Source organism: Streptococcus sp. ALY_208 (genome assembly GCF_058314295.1).
Genome location: NZ_JBZFUI010000005.1, coordinates 157,826 through 176,674 on the forward strand (window position 1 = coordinate 157,826; position 18,849 = coordinate 176,674).

Consider the following 18,849-nt stretch of genomic DNA (forward strand, 5'->3'; position numbering starts at 1 on the left):
GTCAACTAATTTGATTGGCTTCTTTTAATCGTCCATATAATAAATAATCAACCTGTCTAAGTTGGTCAATCGTTCGACAGTTAAGCGCACACATGATGATTTTCAAATCTTCCTTCCATGTCTCTACTATAGCGATAACATCCTCAACAGATTTCTCCTCCACTAACTTTAAGAAAGTTCTTGATAGGCCAACTCCTCTTGCTCCTAATACCATAGCCTTTATCATATCAAGCGGATGACGAATGCCTCCACTTGCTAAGATTTCAAGGTCATTGGATAAATCTTTGCAAGCAAGAAGGGTTTGCGCAGTAGATTGCCCCCAATCATTGAGATAGTGACGCTGAGCACCTCTTTGGTTCTCAATATAGGCAAAACTAGTTCCGCCTCGACCAGAAATATCGAAGGTTGTAATGCCCAATTCTGCAGCATCCAAAATGGACTGGCGATCCATACCAAACCCAACTTCCTTCAGTACTAAAGGGACATCTAGCAATCTGATATAATCTTCCAAGTGCTGACGCCAGTGAGCAAATGAACGCTCTCCTTCCGGCATTAGAAGCTCTTGCATCACATTAATATGAATCTGTAGAAGTAAAGGATCCATCTCCTTTACCGTTTGTACAGCTAATTCAACAGACTTATCCAGACCTATATTAGTTCCTAGCTTGACATCTGGAGCAACCAACCGTACATCATAAGAATCATCTACACCACTTGCCAAAGCAGCACTGTAAGAACCGGTTACAAATAATAAATCGCATGCTTGCGCTACCTGAGCTAGCTTTTGATTGATTATCTTAGCCCGTGTAGATCCTCCAGTCATAGCATTAATGTAAAAAGGGGACGACCACTGATGACCTGCGAACTCAGTAGATATGTCAATAGCTGCCAAATCATACTTGGGCAAAGAAGCCTGGATAAGCTCCATTTCATCAAAACTATTATAGGGGGACTGATAATCCAGCGCATGTTGGATATGCTGATCTTTACGATTCATCTTCAGTTTTGGCGAGAAATCAGCTCTATCCCTGATTCCCGCCACCTTTCTATTAGTGTTCTACTAGAAATAGCATCAAAAGAGAGGGCAATACCACAGTCACCTCCGCCTGCTCCAGAGGATTTAGCTATAGCATTTAAGCCATCTGTAGCTCTGACTAAGAGTCTTAAATCTTCCGTGTAAATAGCTGGATGAAGTCGTTCTAAGAGCAGAGATACCTGCGACAGCTCAGCCTCGATGGTCTCTTGGTCACCTCTTTCCAAAGCATTTACTAAGGATAATACAGCCGATTGTGTCTGCTCTAGGAAAGTTTGAGATATAGCAGATTTAACCTGAGTGATCATCTCTCGAGAAATAGAAGGCTTCCCGGTCCATCCTATCAGCCACTCCACTGGCAGGGCAATATGAACTTCATGTATCTCATAATGCCAATCTTTAGCTAAGACCCCTAAAATAGGTTCTGTCTCTATCCAATGGGCTACCATTTGACGATCAAAAGCCTTAAAGAGAACGAGGTCATCGTAAGCAATACAGGCTAAATCTCCCATAGAGCCATTATCTCCTAGCATAATGAGGGTATAAGAAGCTAGCTTAAACAGAAGATCGGCTGACCAATCCACATCATAAAGTGCAGCCATAGCCTTTAATACCAATATGGTAACACTACCACTAGACCCAATCCCCAGCTTCTTTCCTTGACTTTCCATCTTACCTGAAATAGAGAGATGAAATGCCTTTAGTGAGAAGCCCTGACTAAGTAAGTATGTCTCACCTACAGCAATAGTCTTTTGAATCAATCTATAGTCTTGATTAGGGGTCAAATCTACGCTGTAATCAAACATATCTGAAAAGAGCTGATAGCTTTCAGCCTCCTCTATATCAGCCGTCATGTAGATCGGAATATTTTTAATCAGAGCATACTGACCCGGAAATAATATGGCATATTCACCAGCCAGATAGAGTTTTCCACCTGTTTGCACACGGTACTTAGTCATAAGAAGGATCCTTAGTCTTTGAAACAATAATACGATAACGTTCTTCAAATAAGGGAATCAACTGTTCTAAATCCTCTTGACGGCAGAGCACTTTAACATTAGGACCAGCATCCATGGTAAAATAACACTGATACCCCTGCTTTTGCAAATTCTTAATATAATTCATGGCAGCATACGACTCATCCGTAAGATAAGAAAAGGCAGGCCTTGCATGAAGCGTTGTCTCATGCATCCTCAGAGCATTATCCTGCGTTAAGCGGCCAACATTCTCAAAGTCATTAGCCTTGAGATAGCCTAACATAGCCTGATAATCCAGCGCTGATTGTTCAATCCACTCAGAAAAATTAGTCGATGTCTCGCTGCAACGCTTCATTCCTTCACGACTGGAGATCGGTTTTGGTTGGTCGTTAAGTACTAACATAATCATCGCAAGCTCCAGATCGGTTTGAACTTGATAAATCTCGCCAGAGTCTTTATCCCAGGCAGACAGCGGTCCAAAGAAAGAGCGTGATGAGGAGCCAGAAGCAAATTTTGCTTCTTGAGCCAGACGTGTCTGGTCTAATCCTAGTTCAAAAAGATCATTACAAGCCTTAACCAGGGCAGACAAGCCACTTGAACTTGATGATAAGCCTGCTGCTGTCGGCATATTATTCGTCGTATCTACCCGAACAAATCGACTACCATCTGGTCGAAAACGATCAATAATGGCAGAGATTTTAGCATGCTCAGCTGGACTCTGCAACTTACCATCAATATAAAATTCATCTGCTACTGCATCATCATCTAAAAATTCTAGCGAGGTCTGAGTATACATATTTTCTAAAGTCAAGGAGATGCTGCTGGTCGCAGGGACCATTTTTTGAGCATCAGATTTCCCCCAATACTTGATAATTGCGATATTAGCATAGGATTTTACACTGACAGATTTTCGATCCATGTATGACTTGCTCCTTCTTTTTCTAATTGATACGACAATTGCTCAGCTTGCTCATAGGTCTGACAGAGGGCAATAATACAGCCTCCTAAGCCACCTCCCGTCATCTTAGCCCCCAGGGCTCCATTTTTTAAGGAAGATTCTACTAAATGATTGGCTTCTTGATTGGATACCCCCAACTGATCTAATACAGTATGGGCTTGGCTCATTGCTGCTCCCATCTTTTGGAGATCTTGCTTAACAATAGCACTCTCTATTATCTTAGCTAACTCTCCCAAATGGTGTAGAGCTGGTAGTGCTTTTTCTTCGAGATTACGGACCTTAGCCACAGCTTCCTTCGTATGACCGTGGATACCAGTATCAGCAATAACCAGATAAGCGCTTAGATCAATGACCATTTCAGAAAAGCCAACATTTCTAATAAATTTAATTGCCTTATCGCTCAGACAGGTCTTAGCATCCAGTCCACTAGGATTTTCATGGGCGATAATTTCAGCCTGATTAGCCAGCATTTCCAGAACTGTATGATCTAGAGGCTTCTCGAAATAATCAAAAACCGCACGAATAGCTGCTATGGCCACGGCTGCTGAAGATCCCATCCCTCGCTTTTCAGGTACCTCAGATTTAATAGCAACTGAAAAATACCGATCTTTAATACCGAGATACTCAAGCGCAGCAAATACTGCTGTAGAAAGTGGATCTTTAATATTTAGGGTCAACGGTTGCTCAGATGGGTAGATATAGCACTCCACCTCAATATGCTTGAGTGGTAAGGCTAGCGCTGTGTAGCCATAAACCACAGAATGCTCACCGATGAGAATAATCTTACTGTGTGACTTCCCACTTCCGTATTGTAATGTCATTAGTCTTTAATCTTTCAAAATAGTCTAGCCTATATATTTTATCTAATTTCTCAAGAAAAAGCGACCACAAAACTCTCACTTCATAGTCCTATGCCCTAAGAAAAAGGCTTCCTATTGGGAAGCACATTTCTAAACAAAAACTAAGCATTGTAGGTTTTATAATACTTTTCAATACCTGCGACAATACCTTTAGCCAGTTTTTCTTGATAAGCAGCAGAGTTTATCTTCTTAAATTCAGCTGCATTGGACATGTATCCTAATTCTAACAACACAGCCGGTGCTGTTGTTTCACGCAAGACTGCAAAAGTATTACGCAAAATTCCATTATTTTTACCACCTGTAGCCGATACTGTCTGAGACTGAATAGCATTAGCCAAAGTATTACTCATACTTAAACGCGTTTTATTGTTATGGTAGGTCTTATTAATAGCTGAAGGATACTCTGCAAAATACTGATAGTAATAAGTCTCAATACCTGAAGCAGACGGACTTGCAGAAGCATTGAAATGAATACTGATAAAGATATCCGATTGACTGGCATTAGCCTTTTTTGAACGATCCAATAGCTCAACTGACTTGTCAGATGTCCTTGTCGTCACAACCTTATAGCCTTTAGCCTCAAGCTTTTTCTTAACCAGATTGTGTATCTTTTGATTAAGCACTTTTTCACTTTGGCCATAGTAAACAGCTCCCGGATCATAGCCGCCATGACCAGCATCCAAATAAACTGTACGAGTAAAGACATCATAGTGACCTTGTGAAGCACTGCCTCTTTCAGCAGGAGAATGGGCTGCTGGAGCTACTTGAGGCTTGATAATCTCAAAACTGCCAGCATCTCTGAGACTAGAACTACCATCTTTATAGGTGGTTTTAACTTGAACCTTATAAACACCAGAAGTGTTGGATAGATCCTTTATAGAGATCGTTTGCTTGGCAACATTTTTTGAAACTTTGGGATTATACCATTTAATATTAGCTTTATCCTTAGTGTCTAACCATGCTCCTACACTGACAGCTTTTATTTGCTTCGTAGATGAGTTTCCTGATACCTTAACGACAAAGGAAGTTTTATTTTTCTGATAACCTTCTACTTTGATTTTTGCTTCCGGACGATTGTCAGTGTGCTTATACCCCTTAGTTGCTTTCAACCCATAAAGTTTACCTGTAACACTGCTATTACCATAGATATGGATTTCATGCTGTCCCCATTCTTTAAGCTTAATTGTCGCACTGTAGACGCCCTTTTTCTCCTTTTTAGCCTTATGCCAAATCAGATCATCCTGCCCCTTTTTCTTAGACCAAATTGGAATCGTGATTGAAGTGATAGTATCTGGTACTTTTGATACAGTGACTTTGATACTATCCAAAGAGACTCTGGCAATAGTTGCGCTAATTTTGGGAACACTCAAATCATAAGTTGTCGCAGCGAGACGCTTGGTTTGATTCCTGCTAACCGAGTAAGCTTCAATATTATATTTACCATACTTACGATGACTGACAAAAGCAGCTTGGGCAGCACCGGCCTTATCAGCGCTATACCAAACCAAATCATCTTTTCCTTTCGATTGAGTCCAAACAGCAAAGCGAACAGTCTGATTTTTTGCAATTTTGGCATTATAGCGTAATTTAAGACCTTTCTTACTAGTCGAGATACTAATAACTTCCTTCTCAGAACTTGCTTTTGGTTGTTCAACCGTTGCAGCTACACTGCGCTTCACAAAAACTTGAGAGCTCTGGGATGATTCAGCAGAGTGAGCTGGCTGCTGAACGCTCTGAGTTTGAACAGATGACTTAGGGGCAGAGGGCAAAGCCGGATGACTCACTTGCTCGCTCTTATCAATCGACACAGACGGAGTATCACTGACCGTTGATTGGCTAGTAGAATTGGGCTCTGATACTTCCACTAGCCCCTGATCAGCTGGCTGAGACTCCTGGGGACTTGCAGTAGTAGATATTGCTTGATCAGGAACTTGAGCAGATGAAACCTCATCGGCTTGAACAACAGTTCCTCCCCAAAATATACTAAGTCCAAGCAGAACTGAGGCTGCCCCAAAACTATATTTTTTAATCGAAAATGTTTGCTTGATTTTTTCTTGATCAGCTCTGTAGTGCATAAAAGCTAATATCCTCTCTCAATATAAATAATATAAGTATCCTGTAGATAGTGCTATCATAACACGGCAGCCAGCATAGAGCAACCTTATTTTCTTAATTATTACAAATCAATAATAAAAAGACGTCATACGACGCCCTAATCCACTACAGTGATTCCAAAATAGTATCCCAAGCCTCATCATAACCCTGCTGAGTCTCTGAGGAGAATATGACAAACTTATCTTCTGGATCAAAATCCAAAGTTGCTTTAATATCCGACTCATGCTTATTCCATTTTCCCCTCGGGATTTTGTCAGCTTTAGTAGCTACTATAATAACAGGAATCTCATAATACTTTAAAAACTCATACATTTGTATATCATCAGCTGTCGGTTTATGACGCATATCTACCAGACTAACAACCACACGTAGATTCTCTCTGGTAACGAGATACTCTTCAATCATCTTGCCCCACTTGGCACGCTCGGCTTTGCTAACACGCGCATAGCCATAACCAGGAACATCTACAAATCGTAACTTATCATCAATGTTATAAAAATTAAGCAACTGTGTCTTACCTGGTTTACTAGAGGTACGAGCTAAATTTTTACGCCCCAAAAGAGTATTGATAAAGCTAGATTTTCCGACATTTGAACGCCCAGCCAGAGCGACTTCAGGCAAAGAATCTTTGGGATAGTGACTCTTATTGGCTGCACTCAGTAAGATAGAAGCATTATGGGTATTTAAAAGCTGTTCTTCTGCCATATCACTCTTTCCTACGCTGTTTTCAAGATCGGTTTGTCTGTACCATCAACTGCAGCCTTAGTCACACGAACACTGGTAACATCTTCTTGACTTGGCACCTCAAACATAATATCCATCATAGTTTCTTCGATAATAGAGCGAAGACCACGAGCCCCCGTCTTACGCTCAATAGCTTTAGATGCAATAGCCTCCAGAGCTTCTTGATCAAACTCAAGCTCAACGCCATCATAAGACAAAAGAGTCTGATACTGCTTAACCAGTGCATTACGTGGTTCTGTCAAAATATGAACTAGATCATCAACCGTCAACTGCTCTAGTGCTGCTAAAATTGGCAAACGTCCAATAAATTCAGGAATTAGACCGAATTTTTGAATGTCTTCTGAAACGATTTGCTGCATATAGGAAGCATCCTCATCAATCATCTTACTAGATTGACCAAAACCGATAACTTTTTCACCAATACGCTGCTTGACAATATCCTCAATACCATCAAATGCACCACCTACAATGAACAAAATATTCTTAGTATCTATTTGGATCATCTCTTGGTTTGGATGCTTACGTCCCCCTTGCGGAGGAACACTGGCAACAGTTCCTTCGATAATTTTCAGCAGTGCCTGCTGCACTCCTTCACCAGAAACATCACGAGTAATAGAGACATTTTCGCCTTTTTTCGCAATCTTATCGATTTCATCGACATAGATAATTCCTCGTTCAGCTCGCTCAATATTGAAATCTGCAGCTTGAATAAGCTTGAGAAGAATATTTTCGACATCCTCACCAACATAGCCTGCTTCGGTCAATGCCGTAGCATCTGCAATCGCAAAAGGAACATTGAGACTTTTAGCAAGCGTCTGAGCCAAAAAAGTTTTCCCAGAACCTGTTGGTCCAATCATAAGAATATTAGACTTCTGCAAATCAACATCTTCATCTTGACTTGTGGCTGAAAAGCTAATGCGCTTATAATGATTATAGACCGCTACTGCCAAAGCCCGCTTGGCATGACTTTGTCCAACAACATAATCATCCAAAATTTGTAAGAGCTCTTTTGGCTTAGGCACTTCTGCCAAATCAGCCATAACATCTTCAGCTAGCTCTTCTTTAATAATTTCTTGAGATAGCGCTACACACTCATTACAGATAAACACACCATTCCCAGCAATGATTTTCTTCACTTCGGTCTGGTTTTTTCCGCAAAAGGAGCAATATACTAAAGTATCACTATTAGAATTTTCTACCATAATTTCCTAATCTCTCTTTTCTAAAATAATGTACCGTAAAAAGCATGAATTGAATTAACTAAGTTAGTAAAGGCATTCAAAAGAAAAATAACACCTAAACCATAGCGATTCTTTTTCAAAGCAGGCAGGGCACACAACAAACAAATCACGGCTAAAATGGCTGTAAATACCCCAAAAATACTTCTTTGCATAACTCTATTCCTTATTCTTCTTAACAAACCTTGCAATTGTAAAGTTATGAGCATTACGAGAATCTTTTTCATAAGAATGCTCTTCTATCAATTTATAAGCACCATAGTCCAAAGGAATCATGTAAGTATCTCCCTTAAAACTAGCATGAATAGTGGTTCTGATCAATCCATCAAAATAATCCGCAAAGCTCTCAAATACACTGGCGCCTCCAATAATATATAAGTCATCATCCTGATGATCAAACCAATCAAGAACTTCATCAACAGACCTTAAAACATGAGCCCCTTCTACCTGATAATCTCTATCGCGTGTCAAAACTAAAGTTTTACGTCCTGGTAATAACCGACGATTCATTCCCTCAAAGGTTGTTCGCCCCATCAAGATCGTAGCTCCCATCGTCGTTTCCTTAAAATGTGCTAGATCAGCCGGAAGATGCCAGGGCAAGGTAGTATCCGCACCGATCAGATGATTATCATCCTCAGCCCAAATCGCCCAGATTTTTTTAATAATACTATCTTTTTTCATACTAGTGTAAGTGTATCAAAAATCAAGAAAAAAAGCTCTCTAAAAACACGTAACTACCCACTTTGGGCAGACCTAAATAGCTAAATCAAATTTTAATTGTGGCTTGATAGGGTCATAATCAACCAATTCAAAATCCTCAGGTTTAATATCAAAGAAATTAGTACCGTCAGGGACATTCAATACCAAACGAGGCTGGCAATCTGATGGTGTACGGTTCAACAATTCTTGAGCTTGGTCGAATTGATTATCATAAATATGCAGATTATTGATAAAATAGAAAAATTTACCAACCTTCCAACCGAGATGTTTAGCAACCATCATTTGCAAGGCCACATACTGCATTGCATTGATATGATGAGCTACTAGCATATCATTGGAACGCTGGGTTAAGGTAGCATCCAAATAAATGTCCTCCCCTACACGCCGAACATCGAACATCGTTTGAAAGGCGCAAGGTAACAAGCCTTCGGATGACTCAAACGCTTCATAATCCCATAGGCTAATGACATTGCGACGATTCCAGGGGTTACTTTCTAACTGGCTAAGTATTTTTTCCATAATATTGTGCTTTTTAACAATCGCTCCATAACGCTCGCCAATAGTCCCTGTATCTCCTACTTCCCAATCATTCCAATAGTGAACATTATATTTGTCATTAAGCAAGGATAAGTCATTGGATTGATCTTGATAGATCCAAAAGATCTCCTTAATAGCAGATTTCACAGGAATAGGGCGCAGAGTCGTAATAGGAAACTCCCCTTTTGACAAATCGTAGGTTTCAAAATATCCCGTAATATATTTTGAATTAGCAGTCCTACCATCCTTATATTTAGGTCTAGCCTGCTCCGAAAACACACCTTCTGTCAGGATTGTCTCTATATTCTTTTTGAAAATGTCATCTGTTCGTGTCATATGATGTCCTTTATAGCAATGATTATTTATTATTCTAACCAAATCTCTACAAAAATGCTATTAGAAACTATTGGATCAGTATACAGTTAGAAGCACTAACTATAAAGCCTTTGAGAGTTTCTCCTCAGCTATGTCACAGGTTCTATGATACAATAGAACATATAACATCAAAATTAGAAGGTATGTTTATGACGACTGGAATTGACAAAATTGGATTTGCGACAGCACGCTACCAGCTAGACATGGCTGATCTAGCCCAAGCTCGTCACACAGATCCTGATAAATACTCTATCGGCTTAATGCTTGATCGTTTGAGTATTAGCCCTATCACTGAAGATATTATAACTTTAGGTGCCGCAGCAGCCGAAGAATTTCTTACTGATCAAGATCGCCAAGAAATTGACATGATCATCGTTGCTACAGAATCAAGTATTGACCAAAGTAAAGCTGCAGCTGTCTTTGTACATAGCCTCCTAGGGATTCAGCCTTTTGCACGCAGTTTGGAAATGAAAGAAGCCTGCTACAGCGCTACAGCAGCTTTGAATTATGCCAAACTTCATGTTAATGCCCACCCTGATTCCAAAGTTTTAGTTATCGCTAGTGATATTGCTAAATATGGCCTTCTTTCTTCCGGAGAGCCAACCCAAGGAGCTGGAGCTATCGCTATGCTGATAACCAGCCAAGCACGTATATTGGCATTCAATGATGATAATCTGGCTCAAACACGCGATGTCATGGATTTCTGGAGACCTAACTATTCTTTGACACCATTCGTCCAGGGAATGTATTCTACTAAACAATATCTAGACAGCTTGAAAACAACTTGGGCCGAGTACCAAAAACGTCAGTCAAAGACACTCGAAGACTTTGACGCCTTTTGTTTTCATATTCCTTATCCCAAATTAGCCAACAAAGGATTAACAAAAATCTTAGATAAAAAACTATCCCAAGAGTTACAAGCCAAGCTACAAGAAAACTTCAATCACTCGATCACCTATAGTCGACAGGTGGGCAATATCTATACCGGATCGCTTTATTTAAGTTTCTTATCTTTAATCGAAAATAGCTCAACTCTAAAAGCTGGTAGTACGATCGGATTTTTCAGCTATGGTTCCGGTGCTGTTTCAGAAATTTTCAGTGGAACATTGGTTGATGGCTATCACAAACAATTAAAGACTAATCGGCAATCAGATCTCGATCAACGTCAGAAAGTTACAGTTTCTGAATACGAAAAATTATTCTATGAACCAGTAGACCTCGATGAAGCCGGCAATGCTCAGTTCAAAAAATATTTGACAAACAAATTTCACCTAGAAGCTATCATCGAGCATCAAAGACAATACAAGAAAAATAACTCTTAGAGGACTAACTTCCAAGTTGGCATATTAATTATACTTTTTTCTATCACATCTTTAAAAACTGACTAAAATCGCTAATAGCAAAAAATGTTGAGCTCAAGCTCAACATTTTTTCTTATGCCAATTTAGTGAAGTCAAGTACCTTGCGTCCTTGAATTTTACCAGCTTCCATTTCATCAAAGACTTGTGGAGCCGTGTCAACATCAACTGTTTCAACAACAGGAACAACTAGACCACGTGCGCCAAAATCAAAGGCTTCTTCCAGATCCTTGCGGGTACCAACAAGAGATCCAACAACTCGAATACCATCTAAAACAGTCTTAACAATTGATAACTCCATATATTCTGAAGGTAATCCAACTGCTACTACAGTTCCGCCAGCACGAACACTATCAATGGCTTGATTGAAGGCAACCTTAGAAACAGCTGTTACAACAACGCCGTGACAACCGCCAGTTTTTTCTTGAATATAAGCTGCAACATCCTCAACTTCCTTACCATTAACGATAAGATCCGCACCCGATGCTTTAGCTAAATCCAATTTATCTTGGTTGATATCCACAGCAACAACCTGTGCATTGAAAACCTTTTTAGCATATTGAACAGCTAAATTTCCCAAGCCTCCAGCACCAAAGATACAAATCCATTGACCAGGAGCAGCACCTGCTTCTTTGATAGCCTTGTAGGTAGTTACACCCGCACAGGTAATAGAGGAAGCCTGAGCTGGATCCAATCCTTCTGGCACTTTAACAGCATAATCTGCTGTAACAACAGCGTATTCACTCATACCACCATCAACACTATAGCCCGCATTTTTAACGGAACGGCAAAGTGTTTCACGACCTGTTGTACAATACTCACAGTGTCCGCAACCTTCGAAAAACCATGCAATGGAAACACGATCACCAACTTTTAGTGATTCAACACCATCACCAATTTCTTGGACAATACCAATTCCTTCATGGCCTAAGATACGACCAGGAACTTGTCCGAAATCCCCATGAGCAACGTGCAAATCCGTATGACAGACACCACAATACTCAACTCTAACCAATGCTTCACCATATCCAATTGTCGGCACAGCATGATCAACAACTTCTACTCCATTTGAAGCCTGATTCACAACAACTGCTTTCATAAAAATCTCCTTACTATTTTTTGAAATCGTTTACAAGTTAATTGTACTTTTTCTCACAATATTGTCAAGAGATTTTCAGATTTTCTGACCATAATTCATATTTTTTTCTAATTAAAATCAGCTCCAATTTTCAAAATACTCGGCACAAGTATCTTTCACTTTATGAAAAATTACCATTCTCTACTTCTACAACATCTAACATCTATTATCAATGAAACAGTCTTCCTTGATTTTTTTATCATAAGGCCTTATGATGACTGTATGAATAAAAATACTATTCCTGAATTTCTGAACTATCTTCCCTACAGATTTAGCTATTACGACAAGGATAATCACTTAGCTTATTCAAATCATGCATCCGATGGTAGTTTTTTCCCTACTGATGATCCAGATTCCCTACCTGACTGGATATGGGAGAAAGTCTTAACTGCTAAATCACACATCCTCCATCTAGATATTACTAACGATTCTTTTGAAAATATCTTAATCCAGTCCTATCAAGCGATTTTTGATCAAGAGTCAGGGTTTCAAGGGATCGTTACCTATATACAGAATATTCAACCTCTCCTCGCTAGTTATTTAGAATCGAGTGGTCAGGCTTTAGTAGGCTGGTCAGATACCACATCTGGTGCCTCTATTAGTAGTAACAAACTAGATTCTGGACAATAAAAGAGAGTGGGGGCAAAAATCGTAAACCGTGAGAAAATCATAGTTTTGATTTGCCTTGCTCTCTTATTTTAAGGATCGGGTCAAAATCCCCCACTGGAGCGCTTTGCAAGCTCTATTTCCCGATGCAAAAGCTCTAGTAGGGCTTTTATTCCACTGTCTTATTGATCTATCTCACGATAAACTGGCTGAGGACCAAAGGTTTGAGAAGTTGGCATGATTTCAATACGGTTCACATTGATATGGACTGGTTGATCAATAAGCCAACCTACTGTATTGGCAATATCCTCTGGCTTAATGGCATTAGCACCCTTATAAAGATCAGATGCCCTCTGGTCATCTCCCTTAAAACGGACATTAGAAAATTCAGTACCTTCACACAAACCTGGTTCAATATTGCTAACACGGATCTTGGTTCCTGCTAAGTCGGCCCTTAAATTTAATGAGAATTGCTTGACAAAGGCCTTGGTCGCACCATACACATTAGCCCCTGGATAGGGAACCGTACCAGCTGTAGAACCAATATTAATAATATAGCCACTATTTCTCTCAACCATTTCTGGTAGAATCTGCCGAGTTAAATAAGTCAATCCCATAATATTCGTTTGAATCATCGTTTCCCAATCTTCAAAATCTGCTTCATAGGCCTTATCAAGTCCAAGGGCTAAACCAGCATTATTGACTAGAACATCAATCATCTGCCACTCTTGTGGAAGGGCCGACAAAGCTTCATCTATCGATTTTTTAGACATCATGTCCATTCTCAGAGGATAGAAGCCCTCACCAAATTCCTCAGCTATTTCCTTGAGCTTATCTATACGTCGACCAGTGCCAACAACCCTATAACCCTTTTTAATCAATAAACGTGAGATAGCTCTGCCAAAACCAGCACTGGCTCCTGTCACCATAATAGTTACTGTCATTTCGATTCCTCCTTTTTTATGCCGCAAAAGAAGGCTAACACTAGCCTTCTTTTTATTAATTCATTAAAGTTTGAGCAGCGGTAATAATTGCTAACTTATAAATATCTTCTGCACTCGATCCTCGAGATAGATCGTTTACGGGCATATTAAGCCCTTGCAGAATTGGTCCAATGGCTTCAAACATCCCTAATCGCTGAGCAATTTTATAACCAATATTGCCCGATTGTAGATCCGGGAATATAAAAACATTTGCTTGACCAGCAACCTCACTATCTGGAGCCTTTATAGCTGCAGTCGATGGAACAAAAGCAGCATCAAATTGAAGTTCCCCGTCAATCTTAAGCTCAGGTGCAATTTTCTGTGCCAGTTCAGTTGCCTTGACAACCTTATCTGCTTGCGGTGCCTTGGCACTCCCCTTAGTAGAAAAGCTCAAAAGAGCCACTTTCGGATCGATATCAAAAATTTGAGCAGTTTCAGCTGTATTAACAGCAATCTCCGCCAATTCTTGGGCACTGGGATCTACATTGATTGCACAATCCCCAAACATGAAACACTCATCTGTATTATCACGCGTCATTAAAAAGACACCCGAAGTCCTGCTGATACCTTGCTTTGTTTTAATGATTTGAAGAGCAGGCCGAACAGTATCAGCTGTAGAATGAGCCGCACCAGAGACCATACCATCTGCCACCCGCATCTTAACTAACATCACACCAAAGTAATTGACATCTTTTAGGAGTTCTTTTGCCTCTTCAGGAGTTACCTTTCCTTTGCGAATAGACAAAAATTCTTCCAACATGTCCTCATGAAATGGGAACTGCTCAGGATCAATAACAATATAATCCTGATTAACAAATCCTAGATCATGAAGCAACTGACGAACTTCCTTGTCATTCCCCAAAATAATAGGCTCTAGCAATCCTTCAAATTTTAATCGTGCAGCGGCTCTTAGAACCCGCTCGTCATTGCCTTCAGGAAATACAATCCGTATTCCCTGCCCGGCAATTCTATTTCTTAAGTTACCGAATAAACTTCTTAGCATAGATATTCCTCAATTTCTAATCAGCCTGCAAGCCCATGATAACGTTTTCAAAGTCGTCTGTCAACTTTGATTCAAAAACCTGCTCTTTCTCTAAAAAGGGATTATAGAAGCTAAGACGATAGCAATGCAAGGCCTGACGTTCTATTCCAAAAGTCATAGCCCCCCCATATAAATCATCTCCCAAGAGCGGATAACCTCGATGGGAAAAGTGAACACGAATCTGGTGAGTACGCCCTGTATGCAGCTTGATAGCTACCAGCTTAACCTCACCAAAATCCTGGTCTATACGATAGCTAGTGTGAGCATATTTTCCAGACTCGTCAACACACCTCGTTATAATGCTACTGCTGTCTCGAGCAATGGGAGCAATAATATCTCCCTCCTCTTCGATAGGAGCCGTTCCAGATACTAAAGCATAGTAACGCTTATCAATCGCACGATTTTTCAATTGTTTATCCATACGAGCATGAGCGTAGCCGTGCTTAGCCAATAACATCAGGCCACTAGTGTCCCTATCCAAACGAGTCACAATATGAATCTGCTTATTAGGATAGTTCTGTTCATAATAATATCCCTTAACAAAATTAGCCATAGTATTGGAATGGTTAGAACTTGGAATACTAGCCACCCCTGCCGGCTTATCTAGCACTAAAAAATGATCATCTTCATATACAATCGCCAATTCCCTATAGACAGGCTTCAACTGATAGTTAATATCTTTTTCATCTGGAATTTTAACAGTCACTTTATCACCGATATCCAATAAATAAGTTGCATTTTGCTCTTGATCATTAACCCAAATATTTCCACCCTGAAACTTAATTTTTGCTAACAATCCTTTTGAAATATCATGATGCTTTAGCAAAGTCTTAACCTTGCAACGATGATCAGCTATAAAAGAAAAAATCATGCCTCGACCTCACCAATAAAGGCTTCTTTGACACGATCCCAAAATCCAGTATGATTTGGTGAAGACAAAAAATGGATCTTTTTCTCATCCAAGGCTAATTCCATCTTAGCCACATTACGATAGTTATAAGACTTATTATCAATAGAAACTGTATAAGATCCAACACGCTTGGGCTCTATCGTCACCGCCTCACCCTTGGGAATAATGACCGAACTTCCTAGCGTCCGGTAAACCCTGTTATTCAAACTAGCTATCTCTGTCAATTGAAACGCTTCAACTGTAGGATGCAAGACAGCTCCGCCAATGGATTTATTATAAGCAGTACTACCAGTTGGCGTCGAAATCGTAACCCCATCGCCCCTAAATCGCTCAAGAGCAGTACCATTAATAGCAATATCAGCCACCATTGTCTTCTCCAGGCGACGCAAACTAGCTTCATTTAGCGCACGCGCCTGAACAAGACGTCCATCAGCCATGGTCAATTTAACACTCAACAAAGGATAAGAAATACTTTCACCCTTATCATTTTTCAGATTTTCAAGAAATTGATCAACTTCAAAATCACGATAATCCGTGTAAAATCCTAGATGACCCGTATGGATGCCGACAAATCGCACGGTGTCTAAACTTTTCTCGTACATATGAAAAGCAGACAGCAACATTCCATCGCCGCCAATAGAAATAACAATATCCGGATTTTCCTTACTCAGATAAAAATCCTTATCGTGCTTAAGAGAAGCAAAAATCTTAGAGGCTACTCGCTTACTCTGATATTTTCCATTTGCAATAATCGCAACTCTAGATGGTCGCTTATCGGTACAATTCGTCTGTATCATCACTATTTCCTACACCATCACTCAATTTTCTACTTGGAGGGTCAAACAATAATTGGGCGTCCTTAATATCATCTCTGATTTTGCGCATTTCTTCATCTAGCTCAAGAGCTATACGTGATGTCACTTCCAATCGATTACGAATATCCTCAGGAAAATCCCCACGATACTTATAATTTAAAGAATGCTCAATTGTTGCCCAGAAATTCATCGCCAACGTCCTAATTTGGATCTCTGCCAAAACTATTTCTTGTCCATTAATTGTCTCAACTGGATAATTAACAATCACATGGTAAGACCGATAACCGCTCGCTTTACGATTATTGATATAGTCTCTCTCTTGAACAATCGTCATATCCTTACGACGTCTGATTAGCTCCAAAACTTCCTGGACGTCATCGACAAACTGGACCATGATCCTAATACCAGCAATATCCTGCATATCTTCAGCAAGATGTTCTTGAGACACTCCTCTCAAAACCATCTTTTCCTTAATACTCTCAATCGGTTTAACACGACCTGTGACAAACTCTATAGGGGAATGCTGATTTTGTTTCTGGAATTGCTTTCTGGCTCCTCTAAACTTTATCTTCAATTCGCCAACAGCCTGAATGTAGGGGTCTAAAAAAGTTTCCCAATCCATCTTAATCTATTTGTTAACTCCTGTTTAAATCAGATATTTTACAACTGATTCTTGTAAAATAACCTACTTTTTTATAAAATCTATTTAATCATTATATCATAAAAAGCATTGCAAAGGAAAAGCGCCATGAACCATCTGGAAATCGAATATAAAACTATGTTGAACAAGGCTGAATTCCAGCGAATGGAAACTCTCTTTTCACATATCCCCCCCATCACTCAGACCAACTACTATTTTGATACAGACGATTTTATGATGCGTCAAAAGCGACTTTCTCTCAGAATTCGAACCTTCGATAAAGATGCCGAACTCACCTTGAAAATTCCAAAAGAGATTGGTGCTATGGAGCATAATATCCAATTAACTAGAGATGAAGCCCGTCAAATCATTGATTCTTGCCAGTTTCCAAACAATGCTATTAAAGAAATTTTAACTGAAAACGGCATCAGGTGCTCTGCTTTAAAAAAATTGGGCCACTTAACTACTGTTCGGCGTGAAAAGCAGACACCCATTGGCTTGATGGCCCTCGATAAAAACAACTACTCTGGAAGAATCGACTATGAGCTAGAACTCGAAGTTCAAGATCCCCAGAAAGGCAAAAAAGATTTTGAAGCTTTTCTAAAGGAACAGTCTATTGATTTCAAATATGCTAAAAGTAAAGTGGCACGTTTTTGCTCAACACTGTACACTGAAGAACAGGGATAAATCCACCTACCAAGCTGATTTTTTCAGCTTTTTTTGTTATAATAAAAAGGCAAATATGAATGAAGATCACCTATTACTTTCGTCAGGATAAGGGACAAAGCATTTCACATAGGTTTTAAAGATAAGGAGCACAGTACACTGTTATGGTAGCAACAAGCACCCCAAAATTATTTTCATTGACATCAAATACTGCAATTGCCGAGAAAATTTCTCAGGCCACAGGTATCCCACTCAGCAAGGTATCTTCCAAGCAATTTTCCGATGGTGAAATTATGATTAACATTGAAGAGAGTGTTCGTGGTTATGATATATATGTCATTCAATCTACAAACTACCCTGTCAATGACAATCTTTGGGAACTCTTGATTATGATAGACGCTTGTAAGCGAGCTAGTGCCAATTCTGTCAATATCATCTTGCCTTATTTCGGTTACGCTCGTCAAGATAGAATTGCCCAGCATCGTGAACCTATCACTGCTAAATTAGTTGCCAACATGCTCGTCAAGGCAGGAGCTGATAGAATTTTGACTCTCGACCTTCATGCTGTTCAGGTGCAAGGCTTTTTCGATATCCCTGTAGACAACCTCTTTACTGTTCCTCTTTTTGCTGAACACTATATTAATATGGGGCTAACAGGTTCAAATGTTGTGGTGGTAAGCCCCAAAAATTCAGGCATCAAGCGGGCACGCAGTTTAGCTGAATATTTAGATGCTCCTATCGCTATTATCGACTACGATCAAGATGATATGCACCGTGAAGAGGGCTATATCATTGGTGAAGTAACCGGTAAAAAAGCTATTTTGATTGATGACATTTTAAATACCGGTAAAACCTTAGCCGAAGCTGCTAAAATTGTTGAACGTGAGGGAGCCTCAAGCATCTATGCTGTCGCCAGTCACGGTCTATTTGCAGGCGGTGCATCTGATATCTTAGAAACTGCTCCTATTAAAGAGATTCTTGTCACAGACTCAGTCGCAACGAAAGAAAATATCTGTAGCAATGTAACCTATCTCTCAGCTAGCTCACTCATTGGAGATGCTATTACACGCATCCATAATCACAAACCGCTCAGCCCACTCTTTACTTATACTGCAGATAGTGAGGACAATTGAT

At 39.9% G+C, this 18,849-nt stretch carries 20 protein-coding genes; 4 read left to right on the plus strand and 16 right to left on the minus strand.

Annotated features, from left to right (window positions below):
- Position 1: 1 nt before the first annotated feature.
- The 10 genes from fni to AC4HAI_RS06485 all read right to left on the minus strand — a co-directional run bounded on the left by fni (position 2) and on the right by AC4HAI_RS06485 (position 9,518).
- A complete protein-coding gene (gene fni, locus AC4HAI_RS06440; protein ID WP_491079509.1) occupies positions 2-997 on the minus strand; it encodes a type 2 isopentenyl-diphosphate Delta-isomerase in 996 nt (331 codons plus the stop codon).
- A gap of 2 nt (positions 998-999) precedes the next feature.
- Positions 1,000-1,992, minus strand: coding sequence for a phosphomevalonate kinase (locus AC4HAI_RS06445; protein WP_491110931.1), 993 nt, complete (start codon positions 1,990-1,992; stop codon positions 1,000-1,002).
- On the minus strand, positions 1,985-2,929 hold the full coding sequence (mvaD, locus tag AC4HAI_RS06450; protein WP_491110933.1) for a diphosphomevalonate decarboxylase: 945 nt from the start codon (positions 2,927-2,929) through the stop codon (positions 1,985-1,987). The genes AC4HAI_RS06445 and mvaD overlap by 8 nt, the downstream gene beginning before the upstream one ends.
- The gene (mvk, locus tag AC4HAI_RS06455; protein ID WP_491079506.1) at positions 2,905-3,789 is read right to left on the minus strand and encodes a mevalonate kinase; all 885 of its coding nucleotides are present in this window, start codon (positions 3,787-3,789) and stop codon (positions 2,905-2,907) included. The genes mvaD and mvk overlap by 25 nt, the downstream gene beginning before the upstream one ends.
- A gap of 140 nt (positions 3,790-3,929) precedes the next feature.
- A complete protein-coding gene (locus AC4HAI_RS06460) occupies positions 3,930-5,903 on the minus strand; it encodes an N-acetylmuramoyl-L-alanine amidase (RefSeq protein WP_491079505.1) in 1,974 nt (657 codons plus the stop codon).
- 145 nt (positions 5,904-6,048) lie between these two features.
- Positions 6,049-6,648, minus strand: a complete 600-nt coding sequence (yihA, locus tag AC4HAI_RS06465; protein WP_491079504.1) for a ribosome biogenesis GTP-binding protein YihA/YsxC — start codon at positions 6,646-6,648, stop codon at positions 6,049-6,051.
- 11 nt (positions 6,649-6,659) lie between these two features.
- Positions 6,660-7,889 carry an ATP-dependent Clp protease ATP-binding subunit ClpX gene (clpX, locus tag AC4HAI_RS06470; RefSeq protein WP_491079503.1) on the minus strand — a complete coding sequence of 410 codons (1,230 nt, stop codon included), beginning with the start codon at positions 7,887-7,889 and terminating at the stop codon, positions 6,660-6,662.
- Positions 7,890-7,909: 20 nt separating this feature from the next.
- On the minus strand, positions 7,910-8,080 hold the full coding sequence (locus tag AC4HAI_RS06475) for a hypothetical protein (RefSeq protein ID WP_491079502.1): 171 nt from the start codon (positions 8,078-8,080) through the stop codon (positions 7,910-7,912).
- Positions 8,081-8,084: 4 nt separating this feature from the next.
- On the minus strand, positions 8,085-8,591 hold the full coding sequence (locus tag AC4HAI_RS06480) for a dihydrofolate reductase (RefSeq protein ID WP_491079551.1): 507 nt from the start codon (positions 8,589-8,591) through the stop codon (positions 8,085-8,087).
- Between the two features lie 87 nt (positions 8,592-8,678).
- The gene (locus AC4HAI_RS06485; RefSeq protein WP_491079501.1) at positions 8,679-9,518 is read right to left on the minus strand and encodes a thymidylate synthase; all 840 of its coding nucleotides are present in this window, start codon (positions 9,516-9,518) and stop codon (positions 8,679-8,681) included.
- Positions 9,519-9,706: 188 nt separating this feature from the next.
- On the opposite strand from AC4HAI_RS06485, the gene AC4HAI_RS06490 reads away from it, so the two are divergent.
- Positions 9,707-10,879 (plus strand): hydroxymethylglutaryl-CoA synthase, encoded by a 1,173-nt coding sequence (locus tag AC4HAI_RS06490; protein WP_491110934.1) that lies wholly within the window; start codon positions 9,707-9,709, stop codon positions 10,877-10,879.
- Between the two features lie 112 nt (positions 10,880-10,991).
- Here AC4HAI_RS06490 and adhP read toward each other — a convergent pair whose 3' ends face one another.
- The gene (gene adhP, locus AC4HAI_RS06495; RefSeq protein ID WP_491079499.1) at positions 10,992-12,014 is read right to left on the minus strand and encodes an alcohol dehydrogenase AdhP; all 1,023 of its coding nucleotides are present in this window, start codon (positions 12,012-12,014) and stop codon (positions 10,992-10,994) included.
- 261 nt (positions 12,015-12,275) lie between these two features.
- Here adhP and AC4HAI_RS06500 point away from each other — a divergent pair, with 261 nt between their 5' ends.
- Complete coding sequence (locus AC4HAI_RS06500) at positions 12,276-12,683, plus strand: sodium transporter (RefSeq protein WP_491079746.1); 408 nt, start codon at positions 12,276-12,278, stop codon at positions 12,681-12,683.
- 158 nt (positions 12,684-12,841) lie between these two features.
- Here AC4HAI_RS06500 and AC4HAI_RS06505 read toward each other — a convergent pair whose 3' ends face one another.
- From AC4HAI_RS06505 to yjbM, 5 genes are read right to left on the minus strand one after another with little or no spacing between them, the layout of a single operon-like run.
- A complete protein-coding gene (locus AC4HAI_RS06505) occupies positions 12,842-13,603 on the minus strand; it encodes an SDR family oxidoreductase (RefSeq protein WP_491079747.1) in 762 nt (253 codons plus the stop codon).
- Positions 13,604-13,658: 55 nt separating this feature from the next.
- A complete protein-coding gene (gene pta, locus AC4HAI_RS06510; RefSeq protein WP_491079748.1) occupies positions 13,659-14,645 on the minus strand; it encodes a phosphate acetyltransferase in 987 nt (328 codons plus the stop codon).
- Between the two features lie 16 nt (positions 14,646-14,661).
- Positions 14,662-15,555 carry an RluA family pseudouridine synthase gene (locus AC4HAI_RS06515; RefSeq protein WP_491110936.1) on the minus strand — a complete coding sequence of 298 codons (894 nt, stop codon included), beginning with the start codon at positions 15,553-15,555 and terminating at the stop codon, positions 14,662-14,664.
- Positions 15,552-16,391 carry an NAD kinase gene (locus tag AC4HAI_RS06520; protein ID WP_491110937.1) on the minus strand — a complete coding sequence of 280 codons (840 nt, stop codon included), beginning with the start codon at positions 16,389-16,391 and terminating at the stop codon, positions 15,552-15,554. The genes AC4HAI_RS06515 and AC4HAI_RS06520 overlap by 4 nt, the downstream gene beginning before the upstream one ends.
- On the minus strand, positions 16,366-17,031 hold the full coding sequence (gene yjbM, locus AC4HAI_RS06525; RefSeq protein ID WP_491079751.1) for a GTP diphosphokinase: 666 nt from the start codon (positions 17,029-17,031) through the stop codon (positions 16,366-16,368). The genes AC4HAI_RS06520 and yjbM overlap by 26 nt, the downstream gene beginning before the upstream one ends.
- Positions 17,032-17,157: 126 nt before the next feature.
- On the opposite strand from yjbM, the gene AC4HAI_RS06530 reads away from it, so the two are divergent.
- Both AC4HAI_RS06530 and AC4HAI_RS06535 read left to right on the plus strand, forming a co-directional pair.
- The gene (locus tag AC4HAI_RS06530) at positions 17,158-17,736 is read left to right on the plus strand and encodes a CYTH domain-containing protein (protein ID WP_491110938.1); all 579 of its coding nucleotides are present in this window, start codon (positions 17,158-17,160) and stop codon (positions 17,734-17,736) included.
- A 143-nt stretch (positions 17,737-17,879) separates the two neighbouring features.
- On the plus strand, positions 17,880-18,848 hold the full coding sequence (locus tag AC4HAI_RS06535; protein WP_491079714.1) for a ribose-phosphate diphosphokinase: 969 nt from the start codon (positions 17,880-17,882) through the stop codon (positions 18,846-18,848).
- Position 18,849: the final 1 nt, after the last annotated feature.

What these genes read in the sequence shown, in the direction of transcription:
- fni (WP_491079509.1), bottom strand. Translation starts at nt 997, where the DNA reads ATGAATCGTAAAGATCAGCATATCCAACATGCGCTGGATTATCAGTCC.
- AC4HAI_RS06445 (WP_491110931.1), bottom strand. Translation starts at nt 1,992, where the DNA reads ATGACTAAGTACCGTGTGCAAACAGGTGGAAAACTCTATCTGGCTGGT.
- mvaD (WP_491110933.1), bottom strand. Translation starts at nt 2,929, where the DNA reads ATGGATCGAAAATCTGTCAGTGTAAAATCCTATGCTAATATCGCAATT.
- mvk (WP_491079506.1), bottom strand. Translation starts at nt 3,789, where the DNA reads ATGACATTACAATACGGAAGTGGGAAGTCACACAGTAAGATTATTCTC.
- AC4HAI_RS06460 (WP_491079505.1), bottom strand. Translation starts at nt 5,903, where the DNA reads ATGCACTACAGAGCTGATCAAGAAAAAATCAAGCAAACATTTTCGATT.
- yihA (WP_491079504.1), bottom strand. Translation starts at nt 6,648, where the DNA reads ATGGCAGAAGAACAGCTTTTAAATACCCATAATGCTTCTATCTTACTG.
- clpX (WP_491079503.1), bottom strand. Translation starts at nt 7,889, where the DNA reads ATGGTAGAAAATTCTAATAGTGATACTTTAGTATATTGCTCCTTTTGC.
- AC4HAI_RS06475 (WP_491079502.1), bottom strand. Translation starts at nt 8,080, where the DNA reads ATGCAAAGAAGTATTTTTGGGGTATTTACAGCCATTTTAGCCGTGATT.
- AC4HAI_RS06485 (WP_491079501.1), bottom strand. Translation starts at nt 9,518, where the DNA reads ATGACACGAACAGATGACATTTTCAAAAAGAATATAGAGACAATCCTG.
- AC4HAI_RS06490 (WP_491110934.1), top strand. Translation starts at nt 9,707, where the DNA reads ATGACGACTGGAATTGACAAAATTGGATTTGCGACAGCACGCTACCAG.
- adhP (WP_491079499.1), bottom strand. Translation starts at nt 12,014, where the DNA reads ATGAAAGCAGTTGTTGTGAATCAGGCTTCAAATGGAGTAGAAGTTGTT.
- AC4HAI_RS06500 (WP_491079746.1), top strand. Translation starts at nt 12,276, where the DNA reads ATGAATAAAAATACTATTCCTGAATTTCTGAACTATCTTCCCTACAGA.
- AC4HAI_RS06505 (WP_491079747.1), bottom strand. Translation starts at nt 13,603, where the DNA reads ATGACAGTAACTATTATGGTGACAGGAGCCAGTGCTGGTTTTGGCAGA.
- pta (WP_491079748.1), bottom strand. Translation starts at nt 14,645, where the DNA reads ATGCTAAGAAGTTTATTCGGTAACTTAAGAAATAGAATTGCCGGGCAG.
- AC4HAI_RS06515 (WP_491110936.1), bottom strand. Translation starts at nt 15,555, where the DNA reads ATGATTTTTTCTTTTATAGCTGATCATCGTTGCAAGGTTAAGACTTTG.
- AC4HAI_RS06520 (WP_491110937.1), bottom strand. Translation starts at nt 16,391, where the DNA reads ATGATACAGACGAATTGTACCGATAAGCGACCATCTAGAGTTGCGATT.
- yjbM (WP_491079751.1), bottom strand. Translation starts at nt 17,031, where the DNA reads ATGGATTGGGAAACTTTTTTAGACCCCTACATTCAGGCTGTTGGCGAA.
- AC4HAI_RS06530 (WP_491110938.1), top strand. Translation starts at nt 17,158, where the DNA reads ATGAACCATCTGGAAATCGAATATAAAACTATGTTGAACAAGGCTGAA.
- AC4HAI_RS06535 (WP_491079714.1), top strand. Translation starts at nt 17,880, where the DNA reads ATGGTAGCAACAAGCACCCCAAAATTATTTTCATTGACATCAAATACT.